Origin of the sequence: Streptomyces sp. NPDC058459, assembly GCF_042721685.1 — a bacterium.
Taxonomy (GTDB): Bacteria; Actinomycetota; Actinomycetes; order Streptomycetales; family Streptomycetaceae; genus Streptomyces.
This window is the reverse complement of sequence record NZ_JBHXLV010000133.1, coordinates 1-18,645: the sequence shown is the minus strand read 5'-3', so window position 1 is coordinate 18,645 and position 18,645 is coordinate 1. Positions and strand designations below refer to the sequence as shown.

At 73.1% G+C, this 18,645-nt stretch carries 10 protein-coding genes; 1 reads left to right on the top strand and 9 read right to left on the bottom strand.

Translation table 11 applies throughout. The features are described from left to right. Positions 1 to 1,337, bottom strand: a 1,337-nt coding sequence (locus ACFWN1_RS22385) for a maltotransferase domain-containing protein (protein WP_384364601.1), incomplete at its 3' end; no start/stop codon positions are given. Positions 1,338 to 1,761: 424 nt separating this feature from the next. Here ACFWN1_RS22385 and ACFWN1_RS22380 point away from each other — a divergent pair. Further along, positions 1,762 to 4,398: a glycosyltransferase family 1 protein gene (locus ACFWN1_RS22380; RefSeq protein WP_384364598.1), complete on the top strand. Its 2,637-nt coding sequence runs from the start codon at positions 1,762 to 1,764 to the stop codon at positions 4,396 to 4,398. Positions 4,399 to 4,452: 54 nt separating this feature from the next. Here the strand turns inward: ACFWN1_RS22380 and ACFWN1_RS22375 are convergent, their stop codons facing one another. The 8 genes from ACFWN1_RS22375 to glgX form a co-directional block, all read right to left on the bottom strand. After that, positions 4,453 to 4,974, bottom strand: a complete 522-nt coding sequence (locus tag ACFWN1_RS22375) for a DUF1990 family protein (RefSeq protein WP_384364595.1) — start codon at positions 4,972 to 4,974, stop codon at positions 4,453 to 4,455. A gap of 70 nt (positions 4,975 to 5,044) precedes the next feature. Beyond that, complete coding sequence (locus ACFWN1_RS22370) at positions 5,045 to 6,685, bottom strand: M4 family metallopeptidase (RefSeq protein ID WP_384364592.1); 1,641 nt, start codon at positions 6,683 to 6,685, stop codon at positions 5,045 to 5,047. A gap of 253 nt (positions 6,686 to 6,938) precedes the next feature. Beyond that, positions 6,939 to 8,987 carry a M4 family metallopeptidase gene (locus tag ACFWN1_RS22365; RefSeq protein ID WP_384364588.1) on the bottom strand — a complete coding sequence of 683 codons (2,049 nt, stop codon included), beginning with the start codon at positions 8,985 to 8,987 and terminating at the stop codon, positions 6,939 to 6,941. A 275-nt stretch (positions 8,988 to 9,262) separates the two neighbouring features. Continuing rightward, positions 9,263 to 11,023, bottom strand: coding sequence for an ABC transporter ATP-binding protein (locus tag ACFWN1_RS22360; protein ID WP_384364585.1), 1,761 nt, complete (start codon positions 11,021 to 11,023; stop codon positions 9,263 to 9,265). After that, entirely contained in the window at positions 11,020 to 12,732 is a 1,713-nt protein-coding gene (locus ACFWN1_RS22355) for an ABC transporter transmembrane domain-containing protein (protein WP_384364582.1), read from the bottom strand. The genes ACFWN1_RS22360 and ACFWN1_RS22355 overlap by 4 nt, the downstream gene beginning before the upstream one ends. Before the next feature lie 23 nt (positions 12,733 to 12,755). After that, positions 12,756 to 14,621, bottom strand: coding sequence for an ABC transporter ATP-binding protein (locus tag ACFWN1_RS22350; protein ID WP_384364579.1), 1,866 nt, complete (start codon positions 14,619 to 14,621; stop codon positions 12,756 to 12,758). Next, complete coding sequence (locus ACFWN1_RS22345) at positions 14,618 to 16,420, bottom strand: ABC transporter ATP-binding protein (protein WP_384364576.1); 1,803 nt, start codon at positions 16,418 to 16,420, stop codon at positions 14,618 to 14,620. The genes ACFWN1_RS22350 and ACFWN1_RS22345 overlap by 4 nt, the downstream gene beginning before the upstream one ends. Positions 16,421 to 16,503: 83 nt before the next feature. Continuing rightward, positions 16,504 to 18,645: glycogen debranching protein GlgX (glgX, locus tag ACFWN1_RS22340; protein ID WP_384364573.1), on the bottom strand; the 2,142-nt coding region annotated here is incomplete at its 5' end.

Sequence of the window (18,645 nt, the reverse complement as noted above, 5' to 3'; positions counted from 1 at the left end):
TCCGGGTCGGTCCGGTTGATCTCCCCGATGACGCGCTCCCAGAACACCACGGGCTTGGTGTGGGGGTTGTCGACGCGGAAGATCCGCACCCCGTGTTCCATCCAGTGCCGCAGCACCCGCACGGTCTCGGTCACCAGGCCGTCCATGTCGGCGTCGAAGGCGATGGGGTAGATGTCCTGGTACTTCTTGGGCGGGTTCTCCGCGTGGGCGATCGTGCCGTCCGCGCGGTGGTGGAACCAGTCCGGGTGCTTCTCCACCCAGGGGTGGTCCGGGGAACACTGGAGGGCGAAGTCGAGGGCGACTTCGAGGCCCAACTCGCCTGCTCTGCCGACGAAGTGGTCGAAGTCGTCGAGTGTGCCGAGGTCGGGGTGGACGGCGTCGTGGCCGCCCTCGGGGGAGCCGATGGCCCATGGGACACCGACGTCGTCCGGGGTCGCGGTGAGGGTGTTGTTGCGGCCCTTGCGGTGTGTCGTCCCGATGGGGTGGACCGGGGGGAGGTAGACGACGTCGAAGCCCATCTCCGCGATGGCGTCCAGCCGCTTCGCCGCCGTGCGGAACGTGCCGTGGGGCTGGTCGAGCGTGCCTTCGGAGCGGGGGAAGAACTCGTACCAGGAGCCGTACAGGGCGCGTTCGCGCTCCACCAGCAGCGGCATCGGGTCCGAGGCGGTCACCAGCTCCCGCAGGGGATGGCGGGCCAGGACCTCCGAGACCTCCGGGGCGAGGGCCGAGGCCAGCCGCCAGGCGGCCGGGCGGTCCTCGTCGCGCAGGGACGCGACCGCGTCCAGCAGGACGCCCCGGTGTTCCGCCGGGACCCCGGCGGCCGCGCGCTCGTACAGCCGCGCGCCCTCCTCCAGCACGGGTTCGGTGTCGAGGCCGGCCGGGATCTTGATCTCGGCCGTGTGCCGCCAGGTGGCGACCGGGTCGGACCACGCCTCGACCGTGTAGGTCCAGCTGCCGGGCCGGTCCGCGCTGACGGTGGCGCCCCACCGGTCGGTGCCGGGGGCGAGTTCACGCATCGGTGTGAACGGGCCGGGGCGGCCGTCCGGGTCGCGCAGCACGACATCGGCGGCGACGGCGTCGTGCCCCTCGCGGAACACGGTGGCCGACACCTCGAAGACCTCGCCGGGCACCGACTTGGCGGGCCGGCGCCCGCCCTGGACCACGGGCCGCACGTCCAGGACCGGGATACGGCCCGTCACGGGCTGCCCTCTCGGTGTCTCGGCCGCGACGGTCCGGGTGGCATCCGGTGGCGCCGCCTGACGGGCGGGCCGGCCGGGTTTTCTCCCGGCCGCCTTGCCGGGGGTCGCCGGTGCTGACGAGTGGTGCGTGGCGGGCATGACCGCTCCTGTCCGCGTCGACATGGGTATGGGCCGGGTGTGCGGGCGACGGTTCCTGCTGTGGTGCTGTGGTGCTTGTCGCGTCGTACCGGGGGAGCCTTCCCATCCGGTTCGGGTGGGCAATCCGGCACTTCGCTGACTACTCGCTCGTACGTCCTGGGACAAGACCGGCCCCTTGACCCGGATTCCCGCCCTCGGCGCCTTGACTCACCCCGCTCGGGCGGGGTTCGGCCAACTTCCGGGCGCCGAGGCACCGGGCGCCCCATGACTGTGCCATCGTCCCCCGCCTACCTGATGTGCCGTGTTCGGACGGCTTCACCCGGATGCGTCCCCGGTGACGCCCCGGTAACCACTACCGTCGACAATGACGACGAGACGTACAGCGCCGTGCGTCTCACCCCGCGAACGCGTCCCGAGGTGGAATGTGAAGGCGATCCGCCGGTTCACCGTCCGTCCTGTTCTCCCCGAACCCCTCCTGCCGCTCAGTGACCTGGCGCGCAACCTCCGCTGGTCCTGGCACGCGGAGACGCGCGACCTGTTCCAGTCCGTGGACCCCGGGCACTGGGCCGCCGCCGAGGGCGACCCGGTGCGGCTGCTGGGCAGGGTGAGCCCCGCCCGGCTGGCCGAGCTGGCGCAGGACCGGCGCTTCCTGCGCCGCCTGAGCGCGGTCGCCGACGACCTGGACGACTATGTGCGCGGCGACCGCTGGTACCAGCAGCAGGGCGACGGGCTGCCCGCCGCCGTCGCCTACTTCTCACCCGAGTTCGGCATCACCGCGGCCCTGCCCCAGTACTCCGGCGGCCTCGGCATCCTGGCCGGCGACCATCTCAAGGCGGCCAGCGACCTGGGCGCCCCGCTGATCGGCGTCGGACTGCTCTACCGGCACGGCTACTTCCGCCAGTCCCTCTCCCGCGACGGCTGGCAGCAGGAGCACTACCCCGTGCTCGACCCCAACGAACTGCCGCTCACCCAGCTCAAGGAGGACGACGGCACCGCCGCCGGCGTCTCCCTCGCCCTGCCCGGCGGCCGCGCCCTGCACGCCCGGATCTGGATCGCCCAGGTGGGCAGGGTCCCGCTGCTGCTCCTCGACTCCGACGTGGAGGAGAACGACCCCGCCGAACGCGGCGTCACCGACCGGCTGTACGGCGGCGGCAGCGAACACCGGCTGCTCCAGGAGATGCTGCTCGGCATAGGAGGTGTCCGCGCGGTGCGCGCCCACTGCCGGCTCACCGGGCACGCCGAGCCGGAGGTGTTCCACACCAACGAGGGCCACGCCGGTTTCCTCGGCCTGGAGCGGATCGCCGAACTGGGCACGTCCGGGCTCGACTTCGACGCGGCACTGGAGACCGTACGGTCCGGCACCGTGTTCACCACGCACACCCCCGTCCCGGCCGGCATCGACCGCTTCGACCAGGAGCTGGTCGCCCGGCACTTCGGGCCCGACGCCGAGCTGCCGGGTCTCGACCCGCGCCGGGTGCTGGCCCTGGGCACCGAGACCTACCCGGGCGGTGAGCCGGGCCTGTTCAACATGGCCGTGATGGGGCTGCGCCTGGCCCAGCGGGCCAACGGGGTGTCGCTGCTGCACGGGCAGGTCAGCCGGGAGATGTTCGCCGGGCTCTGGCCGGGGTTCGACGCCGAGGAGGTGCCGATCACCTCGGTCACCAACGGCGTGCACGCCCCCACCTGGGTCGCCCCCGAGGTGCTCCGGCTCGGCTCCCGCCAGCTCGGCGCGCAGCGGGCCGAGGACGCGCTGACCGTCGGCGGCTCCGAGCGCTGGGACGCGGTCGCGGAGATCCCGGACCAGGAGATCTGGGAGCTGCGCCGCACCCTGCGCGAACAGCTCGTGCTGGAGGTACGGTCCCGGCTGCGGGCCTCCTGGCACCAGCGCGGGGCGGCCGACGCCGAGCTGGGCTGGATCGACGGGGTGCTCGACCCGGACGTGCTCACCATCGGCTTCGCCCGGCGCGTGCCCTCGTACAAGCGGCTCACCCTGATGCTGCGGGACAAGGAGCGGCTGACCGAGCTGCTGCTGCATCCGCAGCGGCCGGTGCAGATCGTGGTCGCGGGGAAGGCGCACCCGGCGGACGACGGCGGCAAGAAGCTCGTCCAGGAGCTGGTGCGCTTCGCGGACGACCCGCGGGTGCGGCACCGGATCGTGTTCCTGCCCGACTATGGCATGGGGATGGCGCAGAAGCTCTACCCCGGCTGCGACATCTGGCTGAACAACCCGCTGCGCCCGCTGGAGGCGTGCGGCACCTCCGGGATGAAGGCCGCGCTGAACGGCTGCCTCAACCTCTCGGTGCTGGACGGCTGGTGGGACGAGTGGTTCCAGCCCGACTTCGGCTGGGCCATCCCCACGGCGGACGGCGCGGCCACCGACCACGACCGCCGGGACGACATCGAGGCCGCCGCGCTGTACGAACTGCTGGAGGGCCGGGTCACCCCGCGCTTCTACGAGCGCGGGCGGGCCGCCCTGCCCGACCGGTGGATCGAGATGGTCCGCCAGACCCTGACCCTGCTCGGTCCGAAGGTGCTGGCCGGCCGCATGGTCCGGGAGTACGTCGAGCGGCTCTACGCTCCGGCCGCGCAGGCCCACCGCGCGCTCGCCCCGGACACCGCGCGTGAACTGGCCGGCTGGAAGGCGAGGGTGCGGGACGCGTGGCCCGGGGTGAGCGTCGACCACGTGGAGACCACCGCGCCCACCGCCACGGCGGAGCTGGGCTCCAGTGTGGGCCTGCGGGTGCGGGTGGGCCTCGGTGCGCTGACCCCGGACGACGTGGAGGTGCAGGTGGTGTCCGGCCGGGTCGACTCCGGCGACCGCATCACCGATGCCAGTACGGTCCCGCTGAAGCCGGTCGGCAACCCCGACCTGGAGGGCCGCTGGCTCTACGAGGGCCCGCTGTGCCTCGACCGCACCGGCCCCTTCGGTTACACCGTCCGTATCCTCCCCACCCACCGCCTCCTCGCCTCCACTGCGGAGACCGGGCTGGTCACGTCACCGTCGCAGGAGGCGGTCGAGGCGCTGGAGACGGTGGAGTCCGCGGGGGTGCTGCTGCGCTGAGGGCTCGCTGCCGGAGGGTGGACCGTGCCGTCCACCCTCCGGCAGGAGGGGCGACTAGCCCTCGTCCTCCTCCGCGCACAGCCGCTTCAGTGTCGCTCCGCATCTGCGGGCGTAGGCGTGCTGGAGGGCTCGGGCCACGGGGCCGGCGGTGCGGGTCCACCATTTGGCGGGGCGGCTGTAGGCGGCGACGGTGAGCCAGACGGTGCCGTCGCCGGTGCGCTCGACGACGAAGGCTTCCTCGCCGTCCTCGGGGTGGCCGGGCAGCGTGCCGTAGGCCCAGCCCGCGCGGCGCGGCTCGTCGGCGGTCCAGACGACCCGGCAGGGAGCCTTGATCATGCCCGCGAGGCTGACCGTGACCTCGGTGCCGGGGGTCGCCCGGTCGGCGCTGGTGTTGATGCCGACGCCCATCGCGCGGTGCATCTCCCAGGTGAGGACCGCCTCCGCGGCCCGGCGGAAGACCGCGGGGCCCTCACCGATCCGGGTGCGGGCGAAGAGGTGGTGGAAGCCGGGCGGGCAGACGGTGAGATCGTCGCGGGTCGCGCCGACCGGCTCGTAGGTGAAGGGCGCCGAGGACATGGGCACCAGACTAGGGCGCCCCCTGGAAGATCACCTTCCCAGGGGGCGCCTTGTCTCAACTACCGGACCGCTAGTTGACGTTGACCGCCGACCAGGCGGCAGCCACCGCCTTGTACTCGGCGCTGGAGGTGCCGCCGTAGAGCGCGGAGGCCGCGTTCAGGGTGCCGGTGCGGGCCGCCTTGTAGTTGGTCGTCGACGTGAAGTACGTCGTGAGCGCCTTGTACCAGATCTGCAGCGCCTTGGCGCGGCCGATACCGGTGACCGTGGAGCCGTTGGACGTCGGGGAGTTGTAGGACACCCCGTTGATCGTCTTCGCGCCGCTGCCCTCGGACAGCAGGTAGAAGAAGTGGTTGGCGACACCGGACGAGTAGTGCACGTCCAGGTTGCCGACGCCGGACGAGTAGTAGTCCGCCGAGCCGCCGTCCTTGCTGGGCTTGTCCAGGTAGCGCAGCGGGGTGCCGTCGCCGTTGATGTTGATCTTCTCGCCGATGAGGTAGTCACCGGGGTCCGAGGCGTTGTTGGCGTAGAACTCCACACCGGTGCCGAAGATGTCGGACGTGGCCTCGTTCAGGCCGCCGGACTCGCCCGAGTAGTTCAGGCCCGCGGTGTTGGCGGTGACGCCGTGGCTCATCTCGTGGCCGGCGACGTCCAGCGAGGTCAGCGGGTGGTTGTTGCCCGAGCCGTCGCCGTAGGTCATGCAGAAGCAGGAGTCGTCCCAGAACGCGTTCACGTACTGGTTGCCGTAGTGGACGCGGGAGTACGCGCCGACCCCGTTGTTCTTGATGCCGCTGCGGCCGAACGTGTTCTTGTAGAAGTCCCAGGTGGTCTGGGCGCCGTAGGCGGCGTCGGCGGCGGCCGTCTGGTCGGTGGTCGAGCTGGAGGCGGTGCCGGTGCCCCAGACGTCGTCCGAGTCGGTGAACAGGGTGCCCTGGCTGGAACTGCTGCTGTGGGCCTTGTTGTAGGTCTTGTGGCCGCCGCGGGTGTTGTCGGTCAGCTGGTACGTCGAGCCCGACAGCGTGCTGTTGAGGCTGACGGTGCCCGAGTACAGGGTCTTGCCGGTGCCGGTCTCGATGCCCTGGTACTCGAAGAGCTTCTTGCCGGTGGCGGCGTCGGTGATGACGTGCAGCTGGTTCGGGGTGCCGTCGTCCTGGAGGCCGCCGACGACCGTCTCGTAGGCGAGGACGGGCTTGCCGGAGCCGGCCCAGATGACCTTGCGGGCGCCGTCCGACGCGGTCTTGGCGGAGCCGAGGGTCTTCGCGGCGCCGACGGCCTGCTTCTCCGCCTTGGCCGCGGTGATCTGCGGCTTCAGCGAGGCCACCTTGATGGCCGACTTGGTGGCCTTGGTGACGCCCTCGGCCTTGCCGGACTTGGCGGTGTGCACCACGAGGTCGCCGCCGAGGACCGGCAGGCCCGCGTAGGTGCGCTCGTAGCGGGTGTGGACGGTGCCGTCGACGTCCTTGACGACGTCTCTGACCACCAGCTTCTCCTTGGCGCCGAGACCTATGCGCCGGGCGGTCTCGGAGGCGCCGGACTGGGCCTGCTGGATCAGCGCGGTGCGGGCCGAGGCCGACAGCAGGGTCGGGGCGCCGGCCAGGGTCTTGTTCTCCGCGCTCGCGCTGGAGGTCAGGCCCGTGGAGAGGAGGGCGCCGGCGGCGACGGCGGTGGCGATGACGAGTGAGGCGCGCTGACGGCGCGCGAAGAGGGGGGTCACAGTAGCTCCTAGACGTGGGGGCGGCCAGAGTGGGGTCAATGGCCGGGTGGTGCGTACTGAAGTCGCTGTGTGGCTGCGACGTGCGGGGAGAGCGTGGCACCAGGGACGCGTACATGTCATGTCTCTGCGGTGATGTTGGCCGAAACGTTGCGTCCTGATGTTGTGGCGGGCGTGTGAACGGGGGCCGCCGAAGGGCTGTTCACTCTGCCGACGGCACCCGTTCACCGGCCGCGAGGGGCGGCGGGAGGGTGGTCTACGGGAAGGTGACCTTCCAGCCGTTGAGCGTGCCCTTGTCCTGTGCCGCCTGGTCCTGGACCTTCAACTTCCAGGTTCCGTTGGCGGGTTCGGCCGCCGCGTTGACGGTGTAGGTCTCGTCCACGTCGTCCCCGGAGTCCGAGGAACTGGCGTTCTTCAGCCGGTACGAGGTGCCCGACGGGCCGACCAGATCGATCACCAGATCACCCCGCCAGGTGTGGGTGATGTCGACGGCCACGCGCAAGTTGCCTGGCGCGTTTCCGCTCCTGCCGGAGACCGTGATGTCCGAGGTGATCGCCGGACCGTTGTCCGGGATCGCCACCGGGGTGGTGGATTCGTACGAGGTGCCGGTGTCGCCGCCGGGCCGGGTGCCGACCCCGACGCCCGCCCAGGCGGCCTGCACCGCCGCGTACTCCGCGCTGCTGGTGCCGTACAGCTCCCCGGCCGCGGCCAGGGTGCCGGTGCGGGCGCCGGCGTAGTTGGTGGTGGAGGTCCACTTGGTGGTGAGCGCCCGGTACCAGATCTGGAGTGCCTTGTCCCGGCCGATGCCGGTGACCGGGAGGCCGTCGGCGGTGGGGGAGTCGTAGGAGACCCCGCCGATCACCTTGGCGCCGCTGCCCTCGCTCAGCAGGTAGAAGAAGTGGTTCGCCGGGCCGGAGGAGTAGTGCACGTCGATGCCGCCGATACCGGAGTACCAGCTGTCCTTGGACGAGCCGTCCTTGCTGGGCTTGTCCAGGTAGCGCAGCGGAGTGCCGTTGCCCCTGATGTCGATCTTCTCGCCGATGAGGTAGTCACCGGGGTCGGAGCTGTTCTTGGCGTAGAACTCCACACCGGTGCCGAAGATGTCGGAGGTCGCCTCGTTCAGCCCGCCCGACTCGCCCGAGTAGTTGAGCCCGGCGGTGTTGGCGGTGACGCCGTGGCTCATCTCGTGCCCGGCGACGTCCAAAGCGGTCAGCGGGTCGGCGTTGCCCGCGCCGTCGCCGTAGGTCATGCAGAAGCAGGAGTCGCTCCAGAAGGCGTTGACGTACGCGTTCCCGTAGTGCACGCGGGAGTAGGCGCCGACCCCGTTGTTCTTGATGCCGCTGCGGCCGAACGTGTTCTTGTAGAAGTCCCAGGTGACCGCGGCCCCGTAGTGGGCGTCCGCGCCCGCCGTCGCCGGGTCGGAGACGGTGCCGTTGCCCCAGGTGTCGCTGCCCTGTGAGAACAGGGTGCCGGTGCCCGAGGTGCCCCGGTTGAGGTTGTACGTCTTGTGGCCGCCCCGCTCCCCGTCGGTCAGGTTGTACGTGGAGCCGGACTGGGTCGTGGTCAGCGGGACCTGGCCGCTGTACTGGGTGTTGCCGACACCGGTGCGGATGCCCTGGTACTCGTAGAGCTTCTTGCCGGTGGCGGCGTCGCTGATGACGTGCAGCTCGTTCGGGGTGCCGTCGTCCTGGAGGCCGCCGACCACCGTCTCGTGGGCGAGGACCGGCTTGCCGGTGGCGGCCCAGATCACCGTGCGCACGCTGTCGGCGGCCGACCTGGTGCCGCCGAGCGCCTTCGCCCGCGCCACCGCCTGCCGCTCCGCCGCGGCCTTCGGCACGGCCGGGGTGAGGCCGGCGATCTTCAGCGCGGTGCCGGACGCCTTCAGCACGCGCCTGGTCGCGCCCGAGGGCGCGGTGTCCACGATCAGGTCGCCGCCGAGCACGGCCAGGCCCGCGTAGGTGCGCTCGTAGCGGGTGTGCAGGGTGCCGTCGCCGTCCTTGACGACATCGCGGGCGACGAGCTTCTCCCGGGCGCCGAGCCCGATCGAGCGGGCGGTGCCGGCCCGGCCCGCGTCGGCGTCCCGGATCAGCCCGGCGCGCTGGGCGGCGGTGAGGCGTACGGAGCTGTGCGCGGGGTCGGCCTTGCCCGGCGCGGGCCTCGCCGGGGCCGCGGTCGCCGCGCCGGACTGGACGGCGGCGGCGATGAGCGCCGCCACTCCGGCCAGGGCGACGGTGGCGGTGCGGTGGCGCGGGGAGACACGTCTGCCGGAGTGACTGCTGCTGGTCGAGGGGCTGCTGCTCAACACTGACTCCTTCTGCGTGGCCGCCGGTCGCGCGGCCGAGGGAGACCGGACGGTGGGTTGGGGCGTCCGGGGCAGAACAGGGCGGTGCGTGCTGCGCGTGCGGGCGCTGGTGGCGCGGGACGCGTGAGCGCTGTGCGGTCGCTGTGAGCCGGTCGTGGGAAGAGTGACAGGGCGGCGGGGTGCCTGTCAGGAGGGCAACGGGAAGTTGGCCGGAAGGTGTGCCTTCCGTGCCAACTCCCTTTTGTTGCAGTGGTGTTGAACAGACGTGTCGGCGACCTTCAGGCCGTGCCGCCGTCCCCGTGCCAGGTGCGCCACAGGGCCGCGTACGCGCCGTCCGCTGCCACCAGCTCGTCGTGCGTGCCCAGCTCGGTGACGAGGCCGTCCTCCATCACCGCGACCCGGTCCGCGTCGTGCGCGGTGTGCAGCCGGTGGGCGATGGCGATCACCGTGCGGCCCGCCAGCACCGCCGCCAGACCGCGTTCGGTGTGCCGGGCGGTGGCCGGGTCCAGCAGGGCGGTCGCCTCGTCCAGAATCAGGGTGTGCGGGTCGGCCAGCACCACCCGGGCCAGCGCGAGCCGCTGCGCCTGGGAACCGTCGGTGACCTCCCCGCCCTGCCCCAGCCGGGTGTCCAGCCCACCGGGCAGCTCGCGCACCCAGCCGTCGGCGCCCACCGCCGCCAGCGCCCGCCACAACTCCTCGTCGGTGGCCGCAGGTTCGGCGATCAGCAGGTTGTCCCGGACCGAGCCGAGGAACACATGGTGCTCCTGGGTGACCAGGACCACCTGCCGGCGCAGCCGGGCCGGCTCCAGCTCCGCGACCGGCACCCCGCCCACCGTGACCGAGCCGGAAGCGGGCGCGTCGACCCCGGCCAGCAGCCGGCTCAGCGTGGTCTTGCCGGCGCCGGACGCACCCACCACGGCAAGCCGCTCACCGGGCCGTACCGTCAGGTCCACCCCGCGCAGCACCTCACCGCCCCGCTCGTACGCGTACCGCACCCCGCGCACCTCGATCCGGTCGTCCACCGGAGCCCTCGCGGTGTCCGCCGCCGCGCCCGGCGCCTCGGCGATGCCCTCCACCCGGGCGAACGAGGCCCCGCTGCTCTGGAGTTGCTCCAGCCGCGTCAGCACCATGTCCAGCGGGTCGGTGAACTGCCGCATGTACAGCGCCCCGGCCACCACCGCGCCGAGACCGATCAGCCCGCGCCCGTGCAGCCAGCCCCCGACCAGCAGCACCCCGGCCACCGGGACGGTGTACGAGATCTCGACGGAGGGGAAGAACACCGTCCGCAGCCCCAGCGTGCGGTAGCGGGTGCGGCGGGACTTCTCCAGCGCCTCCCGGCTCGCCGCCGTACGCGCCGCCTCCAGCCGGAACGCCTCCACCGTCCGCGCGCCCCCCGCCGTGGCCGCCACGATCTCCGCCACCGCCGAGGTCGCCGCGCCCTCGGCCAGATAGGCGTCCCGCGCCCGCCGCAGATACCAGCGCACCGCCAGCCACACCGGGGTCAGCCCGAGCAGCGCGAACAGGCCGAGCCGGGGATCGAGCGCGAACACCGCGCCGAGCACGAACAGCCCCTGCACCGCGTACACCAGCAGCTCCGGGCCGATGTCCCTGAGCGTGGTGCCGACCATCGCCACGTCCGCCGTACCGCGCGCCGTCAGGTCACCGGTACCGGCCCGCTCCACCACCGACGCGGGCAGCCCCAGCAGCCGTTCGACGAAGGTCTCGCGGACCCGCGCGAGCGTGCGCTCCCCGAACCGGTGCGCCACGTACCGCGCCCAGCGGGCCAGTACCAGCTGGGCCAGCGCGCACAGCAGAATCCACAGCGCGAGGCGGTCCACCGGGCCGGTCCCGTGCCCGGCCCGGACCTCGTCCACGATCCGGCCGACCAGCCAGGGGCCCACGATGCCCGCGCCGGCCGCCAGCGCGTTCAGGGCCAGCGCGGCCGCGAAGGCCCGCCCGTCGGCGCGTACCAGCCGGGCGGCCGCCCGCCGTACCGTGCCCCGGTCGGCGACCGGCAGCGCTGTCGTGTCCGTCGTCACCGCGAGACCTCCTCGTCGCGCGAGTCCCGGGCCACCAGGGCCCGGTAGCCCTTCTCGCGGTCCAGCAGCAGCCGGTGCGGGCCGGTCGCGGCCACCTTGCCGTCGACCAGGAACAGCACCGTGTCCGCCACGTCCAGCAGCAGCGGCGAGGTCGACGTCACCACCGTCGTACGGCCCTCCCGCACCTCGCGCAGCCGCCCCGCGACCGCCGACTCGGTGTGCGCGTCCAGTGCCGAGGTCGGCTCCACGGCGAGCAGCACCTCCGGATCGGCCAGCAGCGCCCGCGCCAGCCGGACCCGCTGCCGCTGCCCCCCGGACAGGCTCCGGCCCTGCCCGGACACCACCGTGTCCAGGCCCTCCGGCAGCCCCCGTACGACGTCCTCGGCGACAGCCGCCCGTACCGCCCGGCGCACCGCGGCCTCGTCCGCCGGGCGCCCGGCGGACACCGTCTCCAACAGCGGCCCGGCGAACAGGTCGGCCTCGTTGTCCGCGACCAGCACCCGCGCGCGCACCTCGGCCAGCGGCACCGCGTCCAGCCGGGCGTCACCCCACAGCGCCTCGGTCGGCCCGTACCGGCCCAGGCGGTCCACCACGGCGGCGGTGTCGGCGGGGCGGGCGGAGACCAGCGCGGTCAGCCGGCCCGGCGCCACCCGGACGCCGGACGCCGGGTCGTGCAGCTCGGCGGGGTGCTCGGGGGCGGGCAGGGTGCCCTCGTCCGGTTCGGGCTCCAGCCGGAGCAGGGCCACCACCCGGCGGGCTGCCACCACCGCGCGGTTCAGGTCGTAGTTCATCTCCACGAAGAACGCGACCGGGCCGATCAGCACCGCCGCGTACCCGTACACCGAGACCAGCTCGCCCACCGTGATCGTGCCGTCGGCGGCCAGCCGGGCCGCCAGCCAGGTCACCGCCGCGAGGAACAGCGTCGGCAGGCCGAGTCCGAGCGCCTGCACCCAGCTCGTCACCGCGCCCACCCGGTAGCCCTGCTCCCGCAGCCGCCCCGAGTCCTCGGCGAACGCGTCCGCGAACAGCCGCTTCCCACCGAGGCCGTTGAGCACGCGCAGCCCGCCCGCGAGGTCGCCGATGCGTGCCGTGAGGACGCCCTGCCGGTCCCGGTAGTCGGTCTCGGTGCCCTGCAGACGGCGGGTCAGGGGGCCGACGAGCAGCGCGATGACCGGCACCCCCAGCAGCACCACGGCGGCCACCGGACCGGAGATGGTGAGGAGCTGCGCGGCCACCACCGAGTAGACGACGACCGAGCCGATCCCCGGCCCCATCACGGTCAGCGCCTGCGCGAGGGTCTGCACATCGCCGACCCCGACGGTGACGACCTCACCGGCCCCCACCCGGCGCGGCAGCGCGGCGCCCAGCCGGGCCGCGTGCTCCACCACCAGCTTCACCGTGCGGAAGTTGGCGTCCATCCGGACCCGCGTCATCGTGCGGTGCCGCAGGATGCTCAGCCACGCGCACCCCACCCCGGCCGCGAAGATCGCCCCGGCCCAGGCGGCCAGCACCCCAAGCCTGCCCGGCACCAGCCCGTCGTCCACCGCCCGCGCGAGCAGATACGGCTGCGCCGCCATCAGCACCAGCCACGCCGAACCCAGCACCGCGCCGGCCAGCGAACGCCCCGGCTGGCGCAGCGCCAGCCACCACAGATAGCGCCAGCCGCCGCGCGTGTCCGGTATGCCGGGATCTTCGTACGCGTCGATCATGCTGCCCCCGTCTCCACCGGCCGTCACCGAGCCAGACTGTCCCGCCACGCCTTGTGCAGTTCGGAGAACCTACCGGAACCGGCGATCAGTCGGTCCGGGCGGCCGTCCTCGACGATCCGGCCGTGCTCCATCACCAGCACCCGGTCGGCGATCTCCACCGTCGACAGCCGGTGCGCGATGACCACCGCCGTACGGCCGCGCAGCACCGTCGTCATCGCCCGCTGCACCGCCCGCTCACCGGGCACGTCCAGCGAACTGGTCGCCTCGTCCAGGATCAGCACCGCCGGGTCGGCGAGCAACGCCCGCGCGAACGCCACCAGTTGCCGCTGACCTGCGGAGATGCGCCCGCCGCGCTTGCGTACGTCGGTGTCGTAGCCGTCGGGCAGGGCGCTGATGAACTCATGGGCGCCGATGGCCTTCGCCGCCCGCTCGATCTCCTCCCGGCCGGCCTCGGGACGGCCGATGGCGATGTTGTCCGCGACCGTGCCGGAGAACAGGAACGCCTCCTGGGTCACCATCACCACCCCGCGCCGCAGTTCCGGCAGCGCCAGCTCGCGCAGGTCCACCCCGTCGAGCAGGACGGCGCCCTCGGTCGGGTCGTAGAAGCGGGCCAGCAGCTTGGCCAGCGTCGACTTGCCGGCGCCGGTGGAGCCGACCACGGCGACCGTCTGCCCGGCCGGCAGCGTCAGATCGAAGCGGGGCAGCACCTCGCCACCGGTGCGGTAGGCGAACCGCACCCCGTCGAAGACCACCTCACGGCCCGGGGACGCACCCTCCCTCGCCGGGAGTTCACGGGACACGGCGGGCTCAGGAACGGACGGGACCTGGGCCAGCAGCCCGGCGATCTTCTCCAGCGAGGCGGCCGCCGACTGGTAGGAGTTGAGGAACATCCCGAGCCGGTCGATCGGGTCGTACAGCCGCCGCAGATACAGCACCGCCGCCGCCAGCACCCCGAGCGCCAGGGTGCCCGAGGCCACCCGGTAGGCACCCCACAGCACGATCCCGGCGACGGCCGTGTTGGCGACCAGCCGGGAGCCGACCACGTACCGCGCCATCTCCAGCAGCGAGTCGCCGTTGCTGCGCTCGTGGTGCCCGTTCAGCGCGGCGAACTCGGCGTCGTTGGCGGCCTCGCGGCGGAACGCGCGCACCGGGCGGATGCCGTTCATGGTCTCCACGAACTTCACGATCAGCGCCGCGATCGCCGTGGAGCGCGCCGCGAACACCTTCCCCGCCCGCCGCTGGTAGCGCCGCACCAGCAGGTACAGCGGCACGAAGGAGGCGACCGCGACCGCCCCGAGCCCGAGGTCCAGCCAGAGCAGCAGGGCCGCGATGCAGCCGAAGGACAGCACCACCGTCACCAGTTCCTGGAGCCCCTCGTCGAGGAGTTCGCGCAGCGCCTCCACGTCCGTGGTCGAACGGGAGATCAGCCGGCCGGAGGTGTAGCGCTCGTGGAAGTCCACGCTGAGCGCCTGCGCGTGCCGGAAGATCCGGCCGCGTAGGTCCAGCAGCGCGTCCTGGTTGACCCGCGCGGACGCCCGGATGAACGCGTACTGGAGCCCGCCGGAGGCCAGCGCGCACAGCGCGTACCCGGCCGCCACCGCGAGCAGCGGCCCGTTGTCGTGCCGGCGCACGGCCGGTACGGCGGTGTCGATGGCGTACGCCACCAGCAGCGGGCCGGTCTGCGCCGCCGCCTGCTGGAGCAGCAGCAGGAGCACGGTGAGCGCGACCCGGGCCCGGCGCGGGGCGAGCAGCGAGCGCAGCAGGGCGGCGGTGGCGCCGGGCGGGGTGGGCAGGACGTCCCGGTCGAAGGGGTCGCCGGACCCTCCGTCCGGAGGCGGGCCGGGTAGGTCGTCGTCCGTGGTGGGGGCGGCGGACGTCGTGGTGGTCATCGTGATTCCTCGGGTTCCTCGGGTTCCTCGCGCGGGCCGCCGGACATCAGGCGGGCGTACTCGGTGTTCGTACGCAGCAGCTCGTGGTGGGTGCCGACCGCTGTGATCCGGCCGTCGGAGAGCAGGGCGACCCGGTCGGCCAGCAGCACCGTGGACGGGCGGTGGGCCACGATCAGGGCGGTGGTGTCGGCCAGGACGCGGCGCAGCGCCGCCTCCACGGCCGCCTCGGTGTGCACGTCGAGCGCGGACAGCGGGTCGTCCAGCACCAGGAACTCCGGCCGCCCCACCACCGCGCGGGCCAGTGCGAGGCGCTGCCGCTGGCCGCCGGACAGGCTCAGGCCCTGCTCGCCGACCCGGGTGTCCGGGCCCTCGGGCAGCGCGTGCGCGAAGTCCGCGTGCGCCACGGCCAGCGCCCGGTCCAGCTCGTCCCGGCCCGCGCCGTCCCCGGCGCCCATGAGGACGTTCTCCGCCACGCTCGCGGAGAACAGGGTGGGCTCCTCGAAGGCGACGGCGACCCGGGCGCGCAGTTCCTCGCGGGGGAGCGCGGTGATGTCGACGCCGTCGAGGGTGATGCGCCCCGAGGTCGCGTCGTGCAGCCGGGGCACCAGTGCGGTCAGGGTGGTCTTGCCGCTGCCGGTCGCGCCGACCAGCGCCATCGACTCGCCGGGGCGGATGTGCAGGTCGACCCCGTCCAGCACGGGCCGGGTGCCGGGGGCCGCGTCGGCGTGGCGGAAACCGACGCCCGCGAAGCGCAGGCCGCGCTCGCCGGGCTCGGGGACGGCCGTGCCGGGCGCGTCGGCATCACCCTCGGGACTCTCGTCGAGCACCTCGAAGTACCGCTCGGTGGCCGTCGCCGCCTCCTGGGACATCGCCAGCAGGAAGCCGATGGACTCCACCGGCCAGCGCAGCGCCAGCGCCGTGCTCAGGAACGCGACCAGCGTGCCCGCCGACAGCGAGCCGTCCGCCACCCGCAGCACCCCCAGCACCAGCGCGGCCCCGATCGCCACCTCGGGCAGCGTCACGATGGCCGCCCAGATGACCGCGAGCAGCCGCGCCTTGCCGATCTCGGTGTCCCGCAGCATCAGGGCAGTACGCCGGAACGCCCGTGCCTGGCTGCGATGGCGCCCGAAGCCCTTGACGACCCGGACGCCGAGCACGCTCTCCTCGACCAGCGTGGTCAGGTCGCCGACCTGGTCCTGCGCCTGCCGGGCCGCGTGCGCGTACCGCTGCTCCACGACCACGCAGATGCACAGCAGCGGCACGGCGGGACCGAGCACGACCAGGCCGAGCACCCAGTCCTGCGCCAGCATGATCCCGATGCCCACGAGGATCGTCACCCCGTTGACCAGCAGGAAGGTCAGCGGGAAGGCGAGGAACATCCGCACCAGCATCAGGTCGCCGGTACCCCGTGACAGCAGCTGGCCCGAGGGCCAGCGGTCGTGGAAGGCCACCGGGAGCCGCTGGAGCCGGCGGTAGAGGTCGGCCCGCATGCCCGCCTCCACACTCGCCAGCGGACGGGCCACCAGCCAGCGCCTTATGCCGAACAGCAGCGCCTCCGCCACCCCGATCAGCAGCAGGTACAGCGCGCCCAGCCAGACCCCGGCGGGGTCACGGGCGGCGACCGGGCCGTCGACCAGCCACTTCAGGACGAGCGGGATCACCAGGCCGAGGCAGGAGGCGACGACCGCGACGACGGCGGCCACGAACCAGCGAGCGCGCACCGGGCGTACGTACGGCCACAGCCGCAGCAGGGTCCGGGCGGCGGAGCGGCGCCGGGCGGGGGGAGAGTTGGTGGACACCGGTGTCAGCGTACGGACCGGCCTCCGTCCCGCCCACCGAGTTTTCCGCCGCCCCTCCGCAGCGCCCCGCACACCCCGCGGACTCAGACGACCCGCAGCAGCAGCACCGTCCGCGCGGGCACGGTGATGTCGGTGCCCGCGTCGAGGACCGTGCCCGGCGCCCGCTCCTGCCGCTCGCCCGAGGTGTCCACCACCACCTCGTAGCCCGCCGCCCAGGGTGCGTCCGGAAGGGTGAAGCCGGTCGGTTCGTGCCCGGCGTGCAGCACGGCGAGGAAGCTGTCGTCCACCACCGCCGCGCCCCGCTCGTCCCGCCCCGGGATGTCCCGGCCGGACAGATACATGCCAAGCGTGGCGGCGGGCGCGTACCAGTCCCGCTCGGTCATCTCCGCGCCCCGGGCGGTGAACCAGGCCAGGTCCCTGAGGCCGTCCGCCGAGTGCGCGCGGCCGGAGAAGAAGGCGCGGCGGCGCAGCACCGGGTGCCGGTGGCGCAGGGCGATCAGCCGGCAGGTCAGGTCGAACAGGGGCCGCCAGTCCGGGTCGTCCAGGAGCGACCAGTCCAGCCAGCTCAGTTCGCCGTCCTGGCAGTAGGCGTTGTTGTTGCCGCCCTGGGTGCGGCCCAGCTCGTCACCCGCGACCAGCATCGGCACCCCGGTGGACAGCAGCAGCGTGGTCAGCAGGTTCCGCGACTGCCGCCTGCGCAGGGCCCGTACGCCCTCGTCGTCCGTCTCGCCCTCGGCGCCGCAGTTCCAGGAACGGTTGTCGTCGGTGCCGTCCCGGTTGTCCTCGCCGTTCGCCTCGTTGTGCTTGCCGTGGTACGAGACCAGGTCGCGCAGGGTGAAACCGTCGTGCGCGGTGACGAAGTTGACCGAGGCGTACGGGCGGCGGCCCCCCCAGGCGTACAGGTCGCTGGAGCCGGAGAGCCGGTAGCCCATCTCGCGGACGTCGGGCAGCGCGTGCCGCCAGAAGTCGCGCACCGTGTCGCGGTAGCGGTCGTTCCACTCCGTCCACAGGGGCGGGAAGGCGCCCACCTGGTAGCCGCCGGAGCCGATGTCCCACGGCTCGGCGATCAGCTTCACCCGGCGCAGCACCGGGTCCTGGGCGATGACGGCCAGGAAGGGCGACAGCATGTCCACGTCGTGCATCGAGCGGGCCAGCGCCGCCGCCAGGTCGAAGCGGAAGCCGTCCACGCCCATCTCGGTCACCCAGTACCGCAGCGAGTCCGTGATCAGCCGCAGCACCTGGGGCTGCACCACGTGCAGGGTGTTGCCGCAGCCGGTGTAGTCGGCGTACCGGCGGGCGTCGGACTGGAGGCGGTAGTAGCCCCGGTTGTCGATGCCTTTCAGGGAGAGGGTGGGTCCGAGTTCGCCCGCCTCGGCGGTGTGGTTGTAGACCACGTCGAGGATCACCTCGATGCCGGCCGCGTGCAGCGCGCGCACCATCCGCTTGAACTCGCCGACCTGCTCACCCGTGGTGCCGGAGGCCGCGTAGGCCGCGTGCGGGGCGAAGTAGCCGACGGAGTTGTAGCCCCAGTAGTTCTTCAGGCCCCGGCGCAGCAGATGGTCCTCGTGCGCGAACTGGTGCACCGGCAGCAGCTCCACCGCCGTCACGCCCAGCTTCACCAGGTGCTCGATCGCCGCCGGGTGCGCGAGGCCCGCGTAGGTGCCGCGCAGCTCCTCCGGGATGCCGGGGTGGAGCTTGGTGAAGCCCTTGACGTGCAGCTCGTAGATGACCGAGTCCGACCACGGCGTCTTCGGGCGGCGGTCGTCGGACCAGTCGTCGTCGTCCTGCACCACCACGCCCTTAGGCACGAAGGGCGCCGAGTCCCGCTCGTCCCGCACGGTGTCCGCGTGAGCCTGCTCCGGCCAGTCCCGCACATGCCCGTACACCTCCGGCGGCAGCGTGAACTCGCCGTCCACCGCGCGGGCGTACGGGTCCAGCAGCAGCTTCGCCGGGTTCCAGCGGGCGCCGGTCCACGGGTCCCAGCGGCCCTCCACCCGGTAGCCGTAGCGCCGGCCGGGCAGCACACCGGGCACGAAGCCGTGCCAGATCTCGTGCGTCAGCTCGGTCAGCCGGACCTGGGTCTCCCGGCCCCGCTCGTCGAACAGGCACAGCCGCACCGCCTCCGCGCCACCCGCCCACAGCGCGAAGTTGGTGCCCGCCACCCCGTCCGGGCCGGTGTGGAACCGGGCCCCCAGCGGGGTCGGCGCCCCCGGCCACACCGGGGG

Coding starts and splice junctions, on each gene's coding strand:
- ACFWN1_RS22375 (WP_384364595.1), bottom strand. CDS start 4,974: ATGTCCTCGGCGCCCTTCACCTACGAGCCGGTCGGCGCGACCCGCGAC.
- ACFWN1_RS22355 (WP_384364582.1), bottom strand. CDS start 12,732: ATGATCGACGCGTACGAAGATCCCGGCATACCGGACACGCGCGGCGGC.
- ACFWN1_RS22350 (WP_384364579.1), bottom strand. CDS start 14,621: ATGACCACCACGACGTCCGCCGCCCCCACCACGGACGACGACCTACCC.